Source organism: Mesorhizobium sp. WSM4822, assembly GCF_055811155.1.
Window position 1 is genome coordinate 175037 of the sequence record NZ_JBVVQM010000007.1, and the last position, 17128, is coordinate 192164.

The window sequence follows — 17128 nt, forward strand, 5'->3', positions numbered from 1 at the left end:
TCAGTTGCCGTCCAGTCCGCCATAGGATCTGACCAGGCCGGCCATGCCGGGCGACTGGTGGTCTTCGCTTTCCAGCCCCTGTGCAACGCCGACGCGATCGGCGACCGGCCGGTTCTGGCTGACCTTCCACTTGCCGTGGATTTCGCTGATCTCGATTTCCAGCCCGATAATGCCCTTGATCTGCGACTGGATGAAGGGCTCCGGCGCATCGGTCACCGCCCAGGGTGCGGCGCGGGCGCCTTCCTGGGAGACGGTCAGATCGGCGATCTGCTGCGCCAGCCAGTCCTGATCATCCATCACCTTGACGGTGCCGCGAACCTGCACGATGGCGTAATTCCACGTCGGCACCACCTTGCCGGTCTCGCGCTTGGTCTCGTACCAGGACGGCGTCACATAGGCATCGCTGCCCTGGAAGACGATCAGCACGGGGGATGCCGGGTTGTCGGCCAACAGGCGCCATTGCGGGTTGGCCCGCGCCAGATGGGCGCGCAGCCTGCCGTTAGGCCCGATTTCCGCGTCGAGCAGGAACGGGACAGCGTTGGCGACCGGCCCATCGGGCCCGTTGGAAACCAACAGGCCCAGCGGATGCGTCCGGATCAGCCCGTGCAGGATTTCCGGCCGCGTTTCCCTGAAATGAGGAGGTTCGTACATCGCCGTCCGTTCTTGCCTTGTTTATCTCAGCCGCTTCGGACGCGGATCCGACAATTCGCCGGCCAGCCGGCGGTCGAGATAGTCGGCGCATTCCTCGAGCAGCAGGTCGGCATCGTTGGCGAAGAAATGGTTGGCGCCGGGCAACGTCTTTTGCGTGATGGTGATGCCCTTCTGCGTGTGCAGCTTGTCGACAAGGCCCTGCACATCCTTCGGCGGCGCCACCTTGTCGGCATCGCCATGGATGATCAGGCCCGATGACGGGCAGGGCGCCAGGAACGAGAAATCATAGGTGTTGGGCTGCGGCGCGATCGAAATGAAGCCTTCGATCTCCGGCCTGCGCATCAGAAGCTGCATGCCGATCCAGGAGCCAAAGGAGTAGCCGGCGACCCAGCAGCTCTTGGAATCGGGATGCAGCGACTGCACCCAGTCCAAAGCGGCGGCGGCGTCCGACAGTTCGCCGGTGCCATGGTCGAACTCGCCCTGGCTGCGGCCAATGCCGCGGAAATTGAAGCGAAGCGTGGTGAAATCCCGCTTCTGGAACATGTAGAAGAGGTCGTAGACGATCTTGTTGTTCATCGTGCCGCCGAATTGCGGATGCGGGTGCAGGACGATGGCAATCGGCGCGCTCTTTTCCTTGGAAGGCTGATAGCGACCCTCCAGGCGGCCGGCAGGACCGGTGAAAATGACCTCAGGCATAAAATACTCCACTTGGTAATACGAACGCGCGGTGCCTGGAACGTTTCCTCTGGCCTTGACGCAGGGCGAGCGTCTTCTTAGAAGCTAGTTTAGAATTGTTCAAAACTGAGTGGCAAGACATCGAGCCCGGCCACCCGCGCCGCAAGCCGCGTAAATAGGACGGCTCGCCTTGGAATTTCAAGGAAATAACGCCATACGACAGCGGAATGGCTTCTGACGGGATTTGACGGACGAAAATGGCCGGAATACGCGCCTATCTCGACTACAATGCCAGTGCGCCGCTGCTTGCCGTGGCCCGCGAGGCTATGGTCGCGGCCCTTGACGTCGCGGCCAATCCGTCATCGGTTCACGCCGAGGGGCGCGCGGCCCGCCGCCTGATCGAGACCGCCAGGCGTGACGTGGCGGCGCTCGTCAACGCCAAGGCGGAGCATGTCGTGTTCACCTCCGGTGCCACGGAAGCAGCCTCGACGCTGCTGTCACCCGACTGGCAGATGGGGCGCGGCACGGTGCGTATGAGCCGGCTTTACGTGTCGGAGGCCGATCATCCCTGCCTGTTGAACGGCGGACGGTTCCCCGCAGCGCAGGTGACGCGGATCGGCGTCGACGCCAACGGCATCGCCGACCTCGGCGCCTTGGCGTCGGCGCTCGGCGGTCACGACAAGAGCGAAGGCCTGCCGCTGGTCGCCATCCACGCCACCAACAACGAAACCGGCGTCATCCAGCCGATCGATCGCATCGCCGGGATCGTCAAGGCGGCGGGCGGTATCCTTACAGTCGACGCCGTGCAGGCCGCTGGGCGTGTTTCCATCGATCTATCAGCGGGTTACGCCGATTATCTGATTCTGTCGTCGCACAAGATCGGTGGTCCCAAGGGCGTCGGCGCCATCGTCGCCGCCTCTGACCTGATGATGCCGAAGCCGTTGATCAATGGCGGCGGCCAGGAGAAGGGCCATCGCGGCGGCACCGAAAACCTCGCTGCCATTGCCGGTTTTGGCGCGGCCGCCCGCGAGGCCCTGGCCGGATTGCCGGCCATGGATGCGGTGCGCCAGCGCCGCGACGAGATCGAAGCCATCGTCAAATCGCTGGTGCCGGACGCGGAAATCTTCGGAACCGGTGCGCCAAGGCTTGCCAATACGGCATTCTTCGCTATTGCGGGCGTCAAAGCCGAAACCGCGCAGATCGCCTTCGATCTGGCCGGTGTAGCGCTGTCGGCCGGCTCTGCCTGTTCGTCTGGCAAGGTCGGACCGAGCCATGTGCTGAAAGCCATGGGGTACGGCGACAGTCTCGGCGCCTTGCGGGTGTCGATCGGACCGGCGACCGGCGCGGAAGACATCGAGCTGTTTCGCGTCGCACTGGCGGGAATTACCGCACGTAGGGCGGATAGAGAACGGGCCGCGTAGCGGTTGGACGAATTTGGGCCTTTCGGCCTGGTAGAGCCGTGCGTTTCATGCTGGCCGGGTGAATTCCCGGTCGAAGCGCACTATATTAAACTTACGCTGCCGCGAGCACCTCTTCGGGGTTCGTTTTTGGCGGTGCCATAGTTTGAAAACTGTCGGGCCTTGACCCCGGCGTGGATGGAGAACGCATATGCCTGCTGTGCAGGACACGATCGATCGGGTCCGAAAGATCGACGTCGACCAATACAAATACGGATTCCAGACCGAAATCGCGATGGACAAGGCCCCCAAGGGCCTCAGCGAAGACATCATCCGTTTCATTTCGGCCAAGAAGGACGAACCGTCCTGGATGCTGGAATGGCGTCTGGAAGCGTATCGCCGCTGGCTGACGCTTGACGAGCCGACCTGGGCGCGCGTCCACTATCCGAAGATCGATTTCCAGGACATCTATTTCTATGCGGCGCCCAAGAGCACGCCCGGCCCGACCTCGCTCAGCGATGTCGATCCCGAACTGTTGAAGGTCTACGAAAAGCTCGGCATTCCGCTGCGGGAGCAGGAAATCCTTGCCGGCGTGCAGAAGACCGACGCCTCGGAACTCGAGGAGGTCAGCGACAATGTCTACAAGTCGGGACGCGTCGCTGTCGACGCCGTGTTCGATTCCGTCTCCGTCGTCACCACCTTCAAGAAGGAACTGGCGCAGGCCGGCGTCATCTTCTGCTCGATCTCGGAAGCCATCCGCGAGCATCCGGAGCTGGTGAAGAAATATCTCGGTTCGGTCGTGCCGACCTCCGACAATTACTACGCCACGCTGAATTCGGCTGTGTTCACCGACGGCTCGTTCGTCTTCGTGCCCAAGGGCGTGCGCTGCCCGATGGAGCTGTCGACCTATTTCCGCATGAACGAGAAGAACACCGGCCAGTTCGAGCGCACGCTGATCATCGCCGAGGAGGGGGCTTACGTCTCCTATCTCGAGGGCTGCACGGCGCCGCAACGCGACGAGAACCAGTTGCACGCGGCGGTCGTCGAACTGGTAGCGCTCGACGATGCCGAGATCAAATATTCCACGGTGCAGAACTGGTACCCCGGCGACGCCGAGGGCAAGGGCGGCATCTACAACTTCGTCACCAAGCGCGGCGACTGCCGTGGCGACCGCTCGAAGATTTCGTGGACGCAGGTCGAGACCGGTTCGGCGATCACCTGGAAATATCCGAGCTGCATCCTGCGCGGTGACGATTCCCAAGGTGAGTTCTATTCGATCGCCGTGTCGAACGGCTACCAGCAGGTCGACAGCGGCACCAAGATGATCCATCTCGGCAAGAACACGTCGAGCCGCATCATCTCCAAGGGCATCGCCGCCGGCTTCTCGCAGAACACCTATCGCGGCCAGGTCTCGGCGCACCGCAAGGCGACCAACGCCCGCAACTTCACCAACTGCGACTCGCTGCTGATCGGCGACCAGTGCGGCGCGCATACCGTGCCCTACATGGAAGCCAAGAATTCGACGGCGCAGTTCGAGCATGAAGCGACGACGTCGAAGATTTCCGAAGACCAGAAATTCTACGTCATGCAGCGCGGCATTCCGGAAGAGGAAGCGATCGCGCTGATCGTCAACGGCTTCGTCAAGGACGTCATCCAGCAGCTGCCGATGGAGTTCGCGGTCGAGGCGCAGAAGCTGATCGGGATTAGCCTTGAGGGCTCGGTCGGCTGACCGGATATATATTCAGGAAACAAAAAAATGCTTGAAATCAGAAATTTGCACGCCCGCATCGTCGACGATGGCACCGAAATCATCCGCGGCCTGAACCTGACGGTGAGAGCCGGCGAGGTTGCCGCGATCATGGGGCCGAACGGCTCGGGAAAATCGACGCTGTCCTACATCCTGGCCGGCCGCGAGGACTATGAGGTGACCGAAGGCGACATCCTCTACAACGGCCAGTCGATCCTCGAAATGGATCCGGCCGAGCGCGCCACGTCAGGCATTTTCCTCGCCTTCCAGTATCCGATGGAGATACCGGGCGTTGCGACCATGGAATTCCTGAAGGTGGCGATGAACGAGCAGCGCAAGGCGCGTGGCGAGGAGCCGCTGAAGATCCCGGAATTCCTGAAGCGCGTTAAGGAAGCAGCTGCCTCGCTCAGCATGGATATGGCGATGCTCAAGCGGCCGCTCAATGTCGGCTTCTCCGGTGGCGAGAAGAAGCGGGCGGAGATCCTGCAGATGAAGCTGCTGGAGCCGAAACTGTGCGTGCTCGACGAGACCGATTCCGGCCTCGACATCGATGCGCTGAAGATCGTGTCCGACGGCGTCAACGCGCTGCGCGCACCGGACCGGGCGTTCCTGGTCATCACCCACTACCAGCGCCTGCTTGAGCACATCGTGCCCGACACCGTGCACGTGCTCTACAAGGGTCAGGTCATCAAGTCAGGCGACAAGTCGCTGGCGCTCGACCTGGAAGCCAATGGCTATGCCGGCGTGATCGGCGAAGCAGCGTGAGATGCCAGAGGGCAGTTTGATGAATATGCACGCACAACCGCAGCGGACACCGGCCGAAACAGCGTTGATCGACGCCTTCGGCGACCGGTTGTCGCTGCTGCCGGGCGACGGCGCGGTGATGCTGAAGCGCGACGACGCCATCGAGACGATCAAGCACGGCCTGCCGACGCGGCGCGTCGAATCCTGGCACTACACCGACCTGCGCCGGTTGCTGAATACCGTGCCGGACTTCGACCCGGCAGCCATGGCCAAAGCCATCGCCCCGATCGTCGACGGTTCCACCGTGGTGTCGATCCTGAATGGCAAGTCCGACGCCAAAGTGCCGGTTCTTGAAGGCGTCTCTTTCCAGCGCCTGTCGGAAAAGCTGGTCGACGGCAGCGCAGCACCTGGGCTCGACCCCTATGGCAGCGACGATGCCATTGGCGCGCTGAACACGGCTTTTGTCGCCGACGGGTATTTTGTCGACATCGCCGATGGTGTGGAACTTGAAAAGCCGGTCGAGCTGCAGAACCTGCAGGCCGGCGGCCAGACCCATGTGCGCCTGGCCGTTCGTGTCGGCGCCGGCGCCAAGGCCGTTATCGTCGAGCGCCAGACGGGTGATGGCGCTGCCTTGAGCAGCTCGGTCAGCCAGGTCGTGCTCGACGAGGGCGCCGAGGTGACGTGGCTGATCGTCCAGGAGCAGCCGGAAACGGCGACGCATCTGGCGCAGTTCAAGGCCCATATCGGCAAGAATGCGAAACTGACACTGTTCGTCATGAACGCCGGGGGCAAGCTCGTGCGCCAGGAGATCATGGTCAGGACGACTGGCGAAGGCGCCGATTTCAAGCTTCGCGGCATCAACCTCCTGGCCGGCGACACCCACACCGACGTGACCATGGTTCTCGACCATGCCGTGCCGCACACGACCTCGACGGAGATCATCCGCAACGTGGTGACGGGCAAGGCGCGCGGTGTGTTCCAGGGCCGCATCAACGTCCATCAATATGCGCAGAAGACCAACGCGAAGATGGCCTGCAACACGCTGTTGCTGTCGGACGACGGCGAATTCTCGACCAAGCCCGAGCTTGAAATCTTCGCCGACGACGTGATTTGCGGCCATGGCGCGACGGTCACCGAAATCGACCACAACCATTTGTTCTACCTGATGGCGCGCGGCGTCGACGAGAAAAGCGCGCGGGGCCTGCTCGTGAAGGCCTTCGTCGCGGAGGTGATCGAGGAACTGGACGACGAGGCGATCGTCGAGGCGCTGGAAGCACGGCTCGACGGCTGGTTCGCGGCACACGGGTGATCTGATGAACGCACCGGGCAAGATCGGAGATTTCTACGACGTCGAAGCGATTCGCCGCGATTTCCCGATCCTGTCGCGGGAAGTCTACGGCAAGAAGCTGGTCTATCTCGACAATGGCGCCTCGGCACAGAAGCCGCAGGTGGTGCTGGACACAATCCAGCATGCCTATTCCCAGGAATACGCCAACGTCCATCGCGGCCTGCATTTTCTGTCGAACGCCGCGACCGACGCCTACGAAAAGGCCCGAGAGACGGTGCGCCGCTTCCTAAACGCGCCGAGCACCGACAACATCATCTTCACCTCGAACACGACTTCGGCCATCAACACGGTCGCCTATGGCTATGGCATGCCCAACATCGGCGAGGGCGACGAGATCGTGCTGTCGATCATGGAGCACCACTCCAACATCGTTCCCTGGCATTTCATCCGCGAGCGGCAGGGCGCCAAACTGGTCTGGGTGCCGGTCGACGATCTCGGCGTTTTCCACATCGAGGAATTCGAAAAGCGGCTGACCAGCAAGACAAAGCTCGTTGCCATTACCCACATGTCGAACGCGCTTGGCACTGTGACGCCGATCAAGGAGATCGTGCGCATCGCGCATTCGCGTGGAATTCCCGTGCTGGTCGACGGCAGCCAGAGCGCTGTCCACATGCCGATCGATGTGCAGGATCTCGACTGCGACTTTTTCGTCTTCACCGGGCACAAGGTTTATGGCCCGTCGGGCATCGGCGTGCTCTACGGCAAGAAGGACATTCTCGCTGGCATGCGGCCCTTCATGGGCGGCGGCGAGATGATCGAGGAGGTGACGGAAGACATCGTCACCTACAACGAGCCGCCGCACCGCTTCGAGGCCGGCACGCCGCCGATCGTCCAGGCGATCGGGCTGGGTGCTGCCCTCGACTACATGGAATCGGTCGGTCGCGAGCGCATTGCAGCCCATGAGGAAGACCTCAAGAACTACGCGCATGAGCGGCTGCGCTCCATCAATTCGCTGCGCATCTTCGGCGATGCGCCCGGCAAGGGCGCCATCATCTCGTTCGAACTGCAAGGCATTCATGCGCATGACGTGTCGATGGTGATAGACAGGCAGGGCGTTGCTGTCCGCGCCGGCACCCATTGCGCCCAGCCGCTGTTGAAACGGTTTGGCGTAACCTCCACATGCAGGGCATCGTTCGGCATGTACAATACCAGGGCCGAAGTCGACGCTTTGGCCGAGGCGCTTGAAAAAGCGCGCAAATTCTTCGGATGACGATTTTTTTGGGTGACGACCATGGATGATGCAAGCATCGCTGCCGAGACCACTCCGGAAACCGCGCCCAATGCGCTGGTTTCGGGATCGGCCATTCCAGCCGACGAACTGGCGCGGCTGACCGACGACATCGTTTCGGCGCTGAAGACGGTCTACGATCCGGAAATCCCGGCCGATATCTACGAGCTCGGCCTGATTTACAAGATCGACATCGAGGACGACCGCTCGGTCAAGATCGACATGACGCTGACCGCTCCCGGCTGCCCTGTCGCCGGCGAAATGCCCGGCTGGGTGGAGAATGCCGTCGGCGCCGTCGAAGGCGTGTCCGGCGTCGAGGTCAACATGACCTTCGACCCGCCCTGGTCGGCCGACCGCATGTCGGAAGAGGCGCAGGTGGCGGTGGGTTGGTATTGAGGGGTCAGTTGCCTCCTTTGCCATAAATTCTGGCGTAAGCCTCGATCGTTTTCGAAAAGCTTTCGGGACTGGACGGATTTCCGGCGACTATCATGCCACTTCCGACCGGGATCCAAAGTGCATTGTCATGAAGAAATAATTTTCGGCCGCGCCTAGTCAGCTTAAGCGCGTCGCCGGCGCCGGGTTTTAGCAGCAAAAGGACAGCCAAGGGTTGTTGTCCCGTTAGTGCACGGGTTACAGTCCTTAGTTCAACAGCATTTACTGCGGACCAGGGCACCGTTTCGGTTGTGATGCCGGAGTCCTCAATGCCGTCAGGGGATATAACTACGGACCGGCGCTTAAAATAAGTACGGTAGATAGAAAGTCCCATGATAAATAATAGGGCCGTGATGACGAATATGAAGATTCCTTGACTAACCATGCTTGTTTTTTGATATGAGAATAAAAATATAGAAGAAAGAAAAACTGCGATCGCAAAGAGCCTGATGAAATTATTTTTCATCTTGCCGATGTCGTCGACGCAAACCAAAATTCCGCTGGTATTGATCGAGTTGTATATTGAGTAGTTGTCGTTGTTGTCCAAAAAAGTATCTTTCATCGGAAGATATCAATGTGGACATTACGGATAACATCCAAGGCAATCAAGGTCGTGGTATTGAGCCGTGAGGCATTTGAGCGCGGTGCTTCGGGACGCGCTTTGCGGATCCGGGGTTGCGCAGGCCAACAAACTTCACCATTTTAGGGCAAGACTCATTCCACGGGCCTTGAACCCGCGTGAACGTGGAGAACGATATGGGACGCTTTGCCGTCATCACGATGACCGAAAAGGCCGCCGACCGGGTGCGCGAGATTGTCGCCGCCCGTGAGAATGCGCACGGCATCCGCCTCGGCATCAAGAAGGGCGGCTGCGCCGGCATGGAATACACGGTCGATCTGGTGACCGAGCCCAACACCAAGGACGACCATATCGAGCGCGATGGCGCCCATGTCTATGTCGCACCGGAAGCAGCACTTTTCCTGTTCGGCACCGAGATGGATTTCGAGCAGACGACGCTGCGCACCGGTTTCACCTTCCACAATCCGAACCAGAGCTCGGCCTGCGGTTGCGGCGAATCCGTCGAACTCAAGCCGGCCGACCTGAAGGCACTGGCAGAAGCCCGCGCTTCCTGAGTTTTTCCTTCGCCCCGTTTACGGGGAGAAGGTGTCACGAAGTGACGGATGATAGGCAGCGCCGGCCTCTCCAAAGTTAGCGCCGCTCCTCATCTGCCGGCGTTCGTCGTTCGAAGGCCAAGCAATTGGCTTTTTGTCCGCTGCGCGGATCACTCCTCACCTCCCCGTAAACGGCGCGAAGAAATTCACTCCACCCACATGCCCGTCCGCTTGTGCCAGTCGGCGATCGATTCCTCGGGATAGATGTCGAAGACCTTGTCATGCTTGCCAACCACCGGCTCCACCCAGTTCGCCTTGTATTTCAGCATGAGGTGCACCTTGCTTGGCGGAATGGGTAAATCGCTGTCGATCGCCGAAGCGAAGGGATGCACCAGCTCCGGCCATGTCGGGTCGTAGAGCCAAAGGGCTGAGCCGCATTTCTTGCAGAAATTGCGCTCGCCGGTTGAGATTTCGCAATGCGGATGCTCGTCGTCCTCGATCTCCGCCCGAAAGACGCCGAGGCTGCGCTTGCCCCTGATGTTCAGTGTTTCGTTGTCGGCACCGAGATTGATGGCAAACCCGCCGCCGCCCTGCTGCTTGCGGCAGATCGAGCAGTAGCACAGCATGAATGGCGCCGGCGTGTGGCTCTCCACCTCGAAACGGACGGCATTGCAGCGGCAGGAGCCTTTGAGCAGCACGGGCATAGCGGGAAACTCCGATCGACCTCACACAACCTGTCAGCATGATTTTGGTTGCGGCGATGACAAGGCCAAACGCCGGTGACATGATCGCGGCATGGACAATGAACGCATCGCCGAACTGTTCGAAGGCCTCGGCCCGGTCAGCATCCGAAAACTGTTCGGCGGCAAGGGCATCTATTTCGACGGTGTCATCGTCGCCATCGTGCTGCGTGGCGAATTGCTGCTGAAGGCCGACGAGCAAAGCGTGCCCGAGTTCGAGGCCGCCGGCTGCACGCAATGGACCTATACCGGCTCGCGCCACGGCAAGCTGGTCGCCATGCCCTACTGGAGCGTTCCAGACAGCGCTTTCGATGATCCCGACGAGATGACGATCTGGGCACGCCGGGCCTATGAGGCGGGGCGACGGGCGGGGAAGTAGATTCACGCAAGCGCGAGGCCACCCCCTCATCCGTCCGCTTCGCGGCCACCTTCTCCCCGAGGGGAGAAGAGGTCGACGTCGGCGCTGCAAGCTCCTCTCCCCTCGGGGAGAGGTCGGATTGCCCCGAACTGTTCTTTGCAATTCGGTCTTGGGAATCCGGGTGAGGGGGAACCTTCGCTGCGTGACCCTAAAGCGCCTTCGCAATCCTCGCCGCCAGCCGCGCATTATTCTCGACCAGCGCGATGTTCGTCTTCAGGCTCCTGCCGCCAGTCAGTTCGAGAATCTTTCCCAGCAGGAACGGCGTCACCGCCTTGCCGGTCACGTTGAGCGCCTCGGCGGCCTTCTGCGCGGCCTCGATATAGCCGGCCATCTCCTCAGCCGGGATTTCGTGGTTTTCCGGCACCGGATTGGCAATCAGCATGCCACCGGCGAGCCCCAGCGCTGCCCTCGTCTGGTAGAAATGCGCGATCTCTTCCGGCTCGTGCAAGGTCAGCGGCGCGCGGAACGGCGAATGCCTGGACCAGAAGGCCGGCATCGTCTCGCAGCCAAGGCCGACCACCGGCACGCCGCGCGTCTCCAGCACTTCCAGCGTCTTTTCGATGTCGAGAATGGCCTTGGCGCCGGCCGAGACGACGATGACCGGCGTGCGCGCCAGCTCGTCGAGATCGGCGGAAATGTCAAAACTCTTTTCGGCGCCCTTGTGCACGCCGCCGATGCCGCCGGTGGCGAACACTTTTATGCCGACCATATGCGCCGCGATCATCGTGGCGGCGACCGTGGTGCCACCGGTGCGCCCTTGCGCCACGGCAAAACCGAGATCGGCGCGCGACAGCTTCATGGCGTCGCCCGTCATCGCCAGCGATTCGCGCTCGCCGTCCGAAAGCCCGATCTTGATGCGGCCGCCAACCACGGCGATCGTCGCCGGCACGGCGCCGCCATCGGTGATGATCTTTTCGACGTCGGCCGCCATGGCGCCATTGTCGGGGTAGGGCATGCCATGGGTGATGATGGTGCTTTCCAGCGCCACCACCGGCCGGCCGGCAGCCAGAGCCTGCGCCACCGGCGCGTGGATGTCGATGAAGGGGCGGGCGGTCTCAGGGGTCATCAGGGTCTCCAATCCGGAATGCGGCGCGTCCGTGGGGACACCAGGCAACATCGCGGCACTATGAATTCGCCGGTCTCATGCCACTTCCCTGGCATCCGGCACAAGAGCCAGCGCTTCCGCGAAGCTTGAGGCGGTGAACTCGGGAACGGCGTTGGCGCTTTCGATGGCAAGCGTCGCCCCGGCGATGCCTTCGCGCAGGGCCACCCGCAGCGGCAGTCCGCGCAGCAAGGCAGCGACCGTTGCGCCCGCCAGCGCATCACCGGCCCCGGTGACGTCAGTGACCTTTCGGGGATTGGGCGGCATGATCGAAAAGGCGCCTGTTTCATCGAACCCCAGCACGGGCGCCTCGCCCGCCGTCACCACGCCACTGACGAGGCCGCTGCATCGCAACCCGTCGACGACCTCGCGCTGCCTGGCATTCGCGGCGACGCCGGCCAGCACCATGGCCTCGCGCCGGTTCATGAAGACCAGCGAGAGCTTCTTCAGCACCGGTATCAGCCGCACCACCTTGGCCGGCGAGATGGCAATGGCGAAAACCGGCTTGCCCGCGGCGAGCGCGACCAGCCGTTCCAGCGCCGAAGAGGGCAGATTGGCGTCGCACAGGATCGCGTCGGCGGCGGCGATCACCTCCCGCACCTTGGAGCGCCTGATCTGCTTGGGAAACGCCAAATCATAGAGCGCCATGTCGGCAAAGCCGACGATCAGCTCGCCTTCGATGTCGATCAGCGCGGTGTAGCTCGGCGTCGTGCGGTCGAGGAAGACCGCCGACAGGTCGGTAATGCCTGTCTCGGCGATGGCTCGCGAAACGGTATCGGCAGCGGCATCGCCGCCGCGAACCGACATCAGCGACGCGGAGACGCCGCGCCGCACGGCGCTGCGCAAAGCATTAAAGACGCCGCCGCCGACATCCTCGCGCATTGTGCCCGGATTGGAGGCGGCAGGCACGTAAGCGCCGGACACCTGGCCGCGTCGGTCGATATGGGCGCCGCCTATGGCCAGTATTTTCGCGGATTTCAGCATGCCGGCGATATGACCTTTGTTATTCCAGCCGCACAAGCGCTAGGCTGTGCGACGGAGCTTCGCATGCGAGGCGGCGATTCGGCAGGTCGAAACAACCGAGCCGTCTGGCCCAACGTGCGGTGCATTCCTGATCGAATCCCTGGACAAAAAAAGAACAAATCCGGATATTGCTTGTTTTTCAGTTATTTGACCCCTCTTGCCAAATGAGAACAAAAAAGGTACAAATAGGCAGGGATTACGGATTGTCCGGCCTTCATTGACGACCAAGGGGTGATGTATCATGGCTCAGAATTCTTTGCGGCTGGTAGAGGACAAGGCAGTGGACAAATCAAAGGCTCTGGATGCGGCGCTGTCGCAGATCGAGCGGGCTTTCGGCAAGGGCTCGATCATGCGGCTCGGCGCCAACGATCAGGTCGTCGAGATTGAAACGGTGCCGACCGGCTCGCTTGGCCTCGACATCGCGCTTGGCGTCGGTGGCCTGCCGCGCGGCCGCATCATCGAGATCTACGGGCCGGAAAGCTCGGGCAAGACGACGCTTGCCCTGCACACCGTTGCCGAAGCCCAGAAGAAGGGCGGCATCTGCGCTTTCGTCGATGCCGAGCACGCGCTTGACCCGGTCTATGCCCGCAAGCTTGGCGTCGATCTCGAAAACCTTCTGATCTCGCAGCCTGACACTGGGGAGCAGGCGCTGGAAATCTGCGACACGCTGGTGCGCTCCGGCGCCATCGACGTGCTGGTGGTCGATTCGGTCGCGGCGCTGACGCCACGCGCCGAAATTGAAGGCGAGATGGGCGATTCGCTGCCCGGCCTGCAGGCCCGCCTTATGAGCCAGGCGCTACGCAAGCTGACCGCGTCGATTTCGCGCTCCAACACCATGGTCATCTTCATCAACCAGATCCGCATGAAGATCGGCGTCATGTTCGGCTCGCCTGAAACCACCACCGGCGGCAATGCGCTGAAATTCTACGCTTCGGTGCGCCTCGACATCCGCCGCATCGGCTCGATCAAGGACCGCGACGAGGTTGTCGGCAACCAGACCCGCGTCAAGGTGGTCAAGAACAAGCTGGCGCCGCCCTTCAAGGTGGTCGAATTCGACATCATGTTTGGTGAGGGCGTCTCCAAAACCGGCGAACTGGTCGATCTCGGGGTCAAGGCTGGTATTGTCGAGAAGTCTGGCGCCTGGTTTTCCTATAACTCGCAGCGTCTCGGCCAGGGCCGCGAAAATGCCAAGCTGTTCCTGCGTGACAATCCCGACACGGCACGCGAGATCGAGTTGTCGATCAGGCAGAATGCCGGGCTGATCGCCGAGAAATTCCTCGAGAATGGCGGCCCTGAGCGCGGCGATGATGACGGTTTCGAGGAAGAATCCGGAGCGATGTAACAGCTTCGTGCGCGATGCCGGCCGGAGTTCGGCCATAATCGCGTTCTATTATCTCAGGCTTATGTAATCGAGTTCCGTGTTATTGCGTTTCGAAACCGCCGGCCCAGTGCCGGCGGTTTTGCGTTTTGGCGGCGGAACCAGGCCGGGTCGAACGGCCGGCAAAGGCCGTGGATTGGACCAATTCCGTGTTTCTGGACAGGGTGAAGCGCGGCGGCTAAAAGGCCAAGTCCTAATCTTCTAGAACGCAGAGCCCATTTCCGCCGGTTTGCCGGCGGCTCTTCCGAAAAGGCAGCATCATGAGTGGCGTGAACGAAATCCGGTCGACATTTCTCGACTACTTCCGCAAGGAGGGTCACGAGATCGTCGCATCGAGCCCGCTGGTGCCGCGCAACGACCCGACGCTGATGTTCACCAACGCCGGCATGGTGCAGTTCAAGAACGTCTTCACCGGTCTGGAGAAGCGGCCCTACTCGCGCGCCTCGACCGCCCAGAAGAGCGTTCGCGCCGGCGGCAAGCACAACGATCTCGACAATGTCGGCTACACCGCGCGCCATCTGACCTTCTTCGAGATGCTCGGTAATTTCTCCTTCGGCGACTATTTCAAGGAGCGCGCCATCGAGCTTGCCTGGAACCTGATCACCAGGGAGTTCGGGCTGAACAAGGACAAGCTGCTGGTCACCGTCTATCACACGGACGACGAGGCGGCCGGCTTCTGGAAGAAGATCGCCGGTTTTTCCGACGACCGCATCATTCGCATCGCGACCTCGGACAATTTCTGGGCGATGGGCGACACCGGACCGTGCGGGCCGTGCTCTGAAATCTTCATCGACCGCGGCGAACACATCTGGGGCGGCCCTCCCGGCAGCCCGGAGGAAGATGGCGACCGTTTCCTGGAATTCTGGAACCTGGTGTTCATGCAATATGAACAGGTGACGAAGGAGGAGCGCATCGACCTGCCGCGTCCGTCGATCGACACCGGCATGGGCCTGGAGCGCATGGCATCCATCCTGCAAGGGGTGGAAAGCGTCTTCGAGACCGATCTGTTCCGTCACCTGATCGACGCGGCCTCGTCCGCGATCGGGCATGGTCCCGACAAGGAGACGGTCGCGTCCTACCGGGTCATTGCCGATCATCTGCGTTCGTCCTCCTTCCTGGTGGCGGACGGCGTGCTGCCTTCGAATGAAGGCCGGGGCTATGTCCTGCGCCGCATCATGCGCCGCGCCATGCGCCATGCGCAGCTGCTGGGTGCCAACGAACCGCTGATGTGGAAGCTGGTGCCGGCGCTGGTGCGCGAAATGGGCCAGGCCTATCCGGAGCTGCTGCGCGGCGAACAGTTGATCACCGAGACGCTGAAGCTCGAGGAGACCAGGTTTCGCAAGACGCTGGTGCGCGGCCTCGGCCTGCTCTCCGAGGCGACGGAGACGCTGCATGCCGGCGACATGCTGGACGGCGAAACGGCCTTCAAGCTCTACGACACCTACGGCTTCCCGCTCGACCTGACGCAGGACGCACTGCGCCAGCGCAGCATCTCGGTCGATCTTGCCGGCTTCACCAATGCGATGGAGCAGCAGAAGGCCGAGGCGCGCAAGCACTGGGCCGGCTCCGGCGACGCGGCGACCGAGACCATCTGGTTCTCCGTGCGCGAGAAGGCGGGCGCCACCGAGTTCCTCGGCTATGAGACTGAAGCTGCCGAAGGCATCATCCAGGCGCTGGTCAGGGACGGCAAGACCGTGGACAGCGCCGGCAAGGGCGACGCGGTGGCGATCGTCGTCAACCAGACCCCGTTCTATGCCGAGTCCGGCGGCCAGATGGGCGACACCGGCGTTGTTTCAGGCGAGGGCTTCTCGATCGACGTTTCGGATACGCAGAAAAAGGCCGACGGGCTGTTCGTCCATGTTGGCAAGGTGGCCAGCGGCACGGTCAGGACCGGCGCCGCCGTCGAGCTGAAGGTCGACCATGCCAGACGCTCGCGGTTGCGCGCCAACCATTCCGCGACGCATCTGATCCATGAAGCGCTGCGCGAGGTGCTGGGCAGCCATGTCGCGCAGAAGGGCTCGCTGGTCGCGCCCGAGCGCCTGCGCTTCGACATCTCGCACAACAAGCCCATTTCACCGGAGGATCTCGAAGAGGTCGAGCGCATGGCCAACGAGATCGTCGTCCAGAACGGCCCGGTGTCCACGCGCCTGATGTCGGTCGACGATGCCATTGCCGAAGGCGCCATGGCGCTGTTTGGCGAGAAGTACGGTGACGAAGTGCGCGTCGTGTCCATGGGCACCGGTGTGCACGGCGCCAAGGCCAACCGGCCCTATTCGGTCGAGCTTTGCGGCGGAACGCATGTCCGGGCGACTGGCGATATCGGCCTGGTGCGTGTCGTGTCGGACAGCGCGGTCGCCGCCGGCGTGCGCCGCATCGAGGCGCTGACCGGCGAAGCCGCGCGCAAACATCTCGACGAGCAGGATAGGCGGCTGAAGGCGGCGGCAGCGGTGCTGAAGATTTCACCGGCCGACGTGCCGGCGCGCGTCGAGACGCTGCTCGAAGAGCGCAAAAAGCTTGAGAAGGAACTGACCGAGGCGCGCAAGAAGCTGGCGCTGGGCGGGGGATCGTCAGCCGATGCTCCAGCCGCCAATGAGACGGTCGCCGGTATCGGCTTCCTCGGCAAGACGGTCTCCGGTGTCTCGCCGAAGGATTTGAAGCCGCTGGCCGATGCCGGCAAGAGCTCGCTCGGCTCCGGCGTCGTCGTCTTCGTCGGCGCCGGCGAAGACAACAAGGCAAGCGTCGTGGTGGCCGTCACCGACGACCTCATCGATCGCTTCAGCGCCGTCGACCTTGTCCGCGTGGCCTCCGCCGCATTGGGCGGGCAGGGCGGCGGCGGGCGGCCCGACATGGCCCAGGCCGGTGGCCCCGACGCTTCCAAGGCCGATGATGCGATTGCAGCAGTGAGGGCGGCACTCGAAGCGGCGTAGGCTAGTGGGCAGTTCAGGGGGGAGCCCTACCTTCCCAAGTAGCGCTGCCCCTCATCTGGCTGCCGCCATCTTCTCCCCGTAAACGGGGAGAAGGGCGCTTTCGTCGCGGCTTTCGCCAATCGCCAGCGTTGCAAAAAAGAGGCGCCGGCGTTGCGGCCAGCCTCTTTCTCCCCGTTTTACGGGGAGAAATGCCCGGCAGGGCAAT

General features: G+C 62.2%; 16 protein-coding genes. 10 read left to right on the forward strand and 6 right to left on the reverse strand.

Annotation, left to right across the window (positions count from 1 at the left end; genetic code table 11):
- Both AC0L3E_RS17770 and AC0L3E_RS17775 read right to left on the reverse strand, forming a co-directional pair.
- The gene (locus AC0L3E_RS17770; protein WP_127319484.1) at positions 1-651 is read right to left on the reverse strand and encodes an FMN-binding negative transcriptional regulator; all 651 of its coding nucleotides are present in this window, start codon (positions 649-651) and stop codon (positions 1-3) included.
- A 21-nt stretch (positions 652-672) separates the two neighbouring features.
- Positions 673-1347 (reverse strand): alpha/beta hydrolase, encoded by a 675-nt coding sequence (locus AC0L3E_RS17775; RefSeq protein ID WP_023669128.1) that lies wholly within the window; start codon positions 1345-1347, stop codon positions 673-675.
- 236 nt (positions 1348-1583) lie between these two features.
- Between AC0L3E_RS17775 and AC0L3E_RS17780 the strand changes: the two genes are divergently transcribed.
- The 6 genes from AC0L3E_RS17780 to AC0L3E_RS17805 all read left to right on the forward strand — a co-directional run bounded on the left by AC0L3E_RS17780 (position 1584) and on the right by AC0L3E_RS17805 (position 8186).
- Positions 1584-2747 carry a cysteine desulfurase family protein gene (locus AC0L3E_RS17780; protein ID WP_473605278.1) on the forward strand — a complete coding sequence of 388 codons (1164 nt, stop codon included), beginning with the start codon at positions 1584-1586 and terminating at the stop codon, positions 2745-2747.
- Between the two features lie 187 nt (positions 2748-2934).
- Positions 2935-4452 carry a Fe-S cluster assembly protein SufB gene (gene sufB / locus AC0L3E_RS17785; protein ID WP_127319478.1) on the forward strand — a complete coding sequence of 506 codons (1518 nt, stop codon included), beginning with the start codon at positions 2935-2937 and terminating at the stop codon, positions 4450-4452.
- 27 nt (positions 4453-4479) lie between these two features.
- The gene (gene sufC, locus AC0L3E_RS17790; RefSeq protein ID WP_128308886.1) at positions 4480-5235 is read left to right on the forward strand and encodes a Fe-S cluster assembly ATPase SufC; all 756 of its coding nucleotides are present in this window, start codon (positions 4480-4482) and stop codon (positions 5233-5235) included.
- A gap of 19 nt (positions 5236-5254) precedes the next feature.
- On the forward strand, positions 5255-6523 hold the full coding sequence (gene sufD, locus AC0L3E_RS17795) for a Fe-S cluster assembly protein SufD (RefSeq protein WP_128308885.1): 1269 nt from the start codon (positions 5255-5257) through the stop codon (positions 6521-6523).
- Between the two features lie 4 nt (positions 6524-6527).
- Positions 6528-7772, forward strand: a complete 1245-nt coding sequence (locus tag AC0L3E_RS17800) for a cysteine desulfurase (RefSeq protein ID WP_128308884.1) — start codon at positions 6528-6530, stop codon at positions 7770-7772.
- A 21-nt stretch (positions 7773-7793) separates the two neighbouring features.
- Complete coding sequence (locus tag AC0L3E_RS17805; RefSeq protein WP_127329623.1) at positions 7794-8186, forward strand: SUF system Fe-S cluster assembly protein; 393 nt, start codon at positions 7794-7796, stop codon at positions 8184-8186.
- 4 nt (positions 8187-8190) lie between these two features.
- Here AC0L3E_RS17805 and AC0L3E_RS17810 read toward each other — a convergent pair whose 3' ends face one another.
- Positions 8191-8784, reverse strand: coding sequence for a hypothetical protein (locus AC0L3E_RS17810; RefSeq protein WP_128308883.1), 594 nt, complete (start codon positions 8782-8784; stop codon positions 8191-8193).
- Positions 8785-8978: 194 nt separating this feature from the next.
- Between AC0L3E_RS17810 and sufA the strand changes: the two genes are divergently transcribed.
- Complete coding sequence (gene sufA, locus AC0L3E_RS17815) at positions 8979-9356, forward strand: Fe-S cluster assembly scaffold SufA (RefSeq protein WP_128308882.1); 378 nt, start codon at positions 8979-8981, stop codon at positions 9354-9356.
- Positions 9357-9541: 185 nt separating this feature from the next.
- Here sufA and AC0L3E_RS17820 read toward each other — a convergent pair whose 3' ends face one another.
- Positions 9542-10039, reverse strand: coding sequence for a GFA family protein (locus AC0L3E_RS17820; protein ID WP_127329619.1), 498 nt, complete (start codon positions 10037-10039; stop codon positions 9542-9544).
- A 91-nt stretch (positions 10040-10130) separates the two neighbouring features.
- On the opposite strand from AC0L3E_RS17820, the gene AC0L3E_RS17825 reads away from it, so the two are divergent.
- Positions 10131-10454, forward strand: coding sequence for a TfoX/Sxy family protein (locus AC0L3E_RS17825; RefSeq protein ID WP_127270731.1), 324 nt, complete (start codon positions 10131-10133; stop codon positions 10452-10454).
- A gap of 187 nt (positions 10455-10641) precedes the next feature.
- On the opposite strand, the gene AC0L3E_RS17830 is transcribed toward AC0L3E_RS17825, so the two are convergent.
- Together AC0L3E_RS17830 and AC0L3E_RS17835 are read right to left on the reverse strand one after the other, a co-directional pair.
- The gene (locus AC0L3E_RS17830) at positions 10642-11559 is read right to left on the reverse strand and encodes a pseudouridine-5'-phosphate glycosidase (protein ID WP_128310135.1); all 918 of its coding nucleotides are present in this window, start codon (positions 11557-11559) and stop codon (positions 10642-10644) included.
- Positions 11560-11634: 75 nt separating this feature from the next.
- Positions 11635-12579 (reverse strand): carbohydrate kinase family protein, encoded by a 945-nt coding sequence (locus AC0L3E_RS17835; RefSeq protein WP_127381284.1) that lies wholly within the window; start codon positions 12577-12579, stop codon positions 11635-11637.
- A gap of 280 nt (positions 12580-12859) precedes the next feature.
- On the opposite strand from AC0L3E_RS17835, the gene recA reads away from it, so the two are divergent.
- Together recA and alaS are read left to right on the forward strand one after the other, a co-directional pair.
- Complete coding sequence (recA, locus tag AC0L3E_RS17840) at positions 12860-13960, forward strand: recombinase RecA (RefSeq protein ID WP_027036993.1); 1101 nt, start codon at positions 12860-12862, stop codon at positions 13958-13960.
- Between the two features lie 296 nt (positions 13961-14256).
- A complete protein-coding gene (gene alaS, locus AC0L3E_RS17845) occupies positions 14257-16923 on the forward strand; it encodes an alanine--tRNA ligase (RefSeq protein WP_473605279.1) in 2667 nt (888 codons plus the stop codon).
- Positions 16924-17128: the final 205 nt, after the last annotated feature.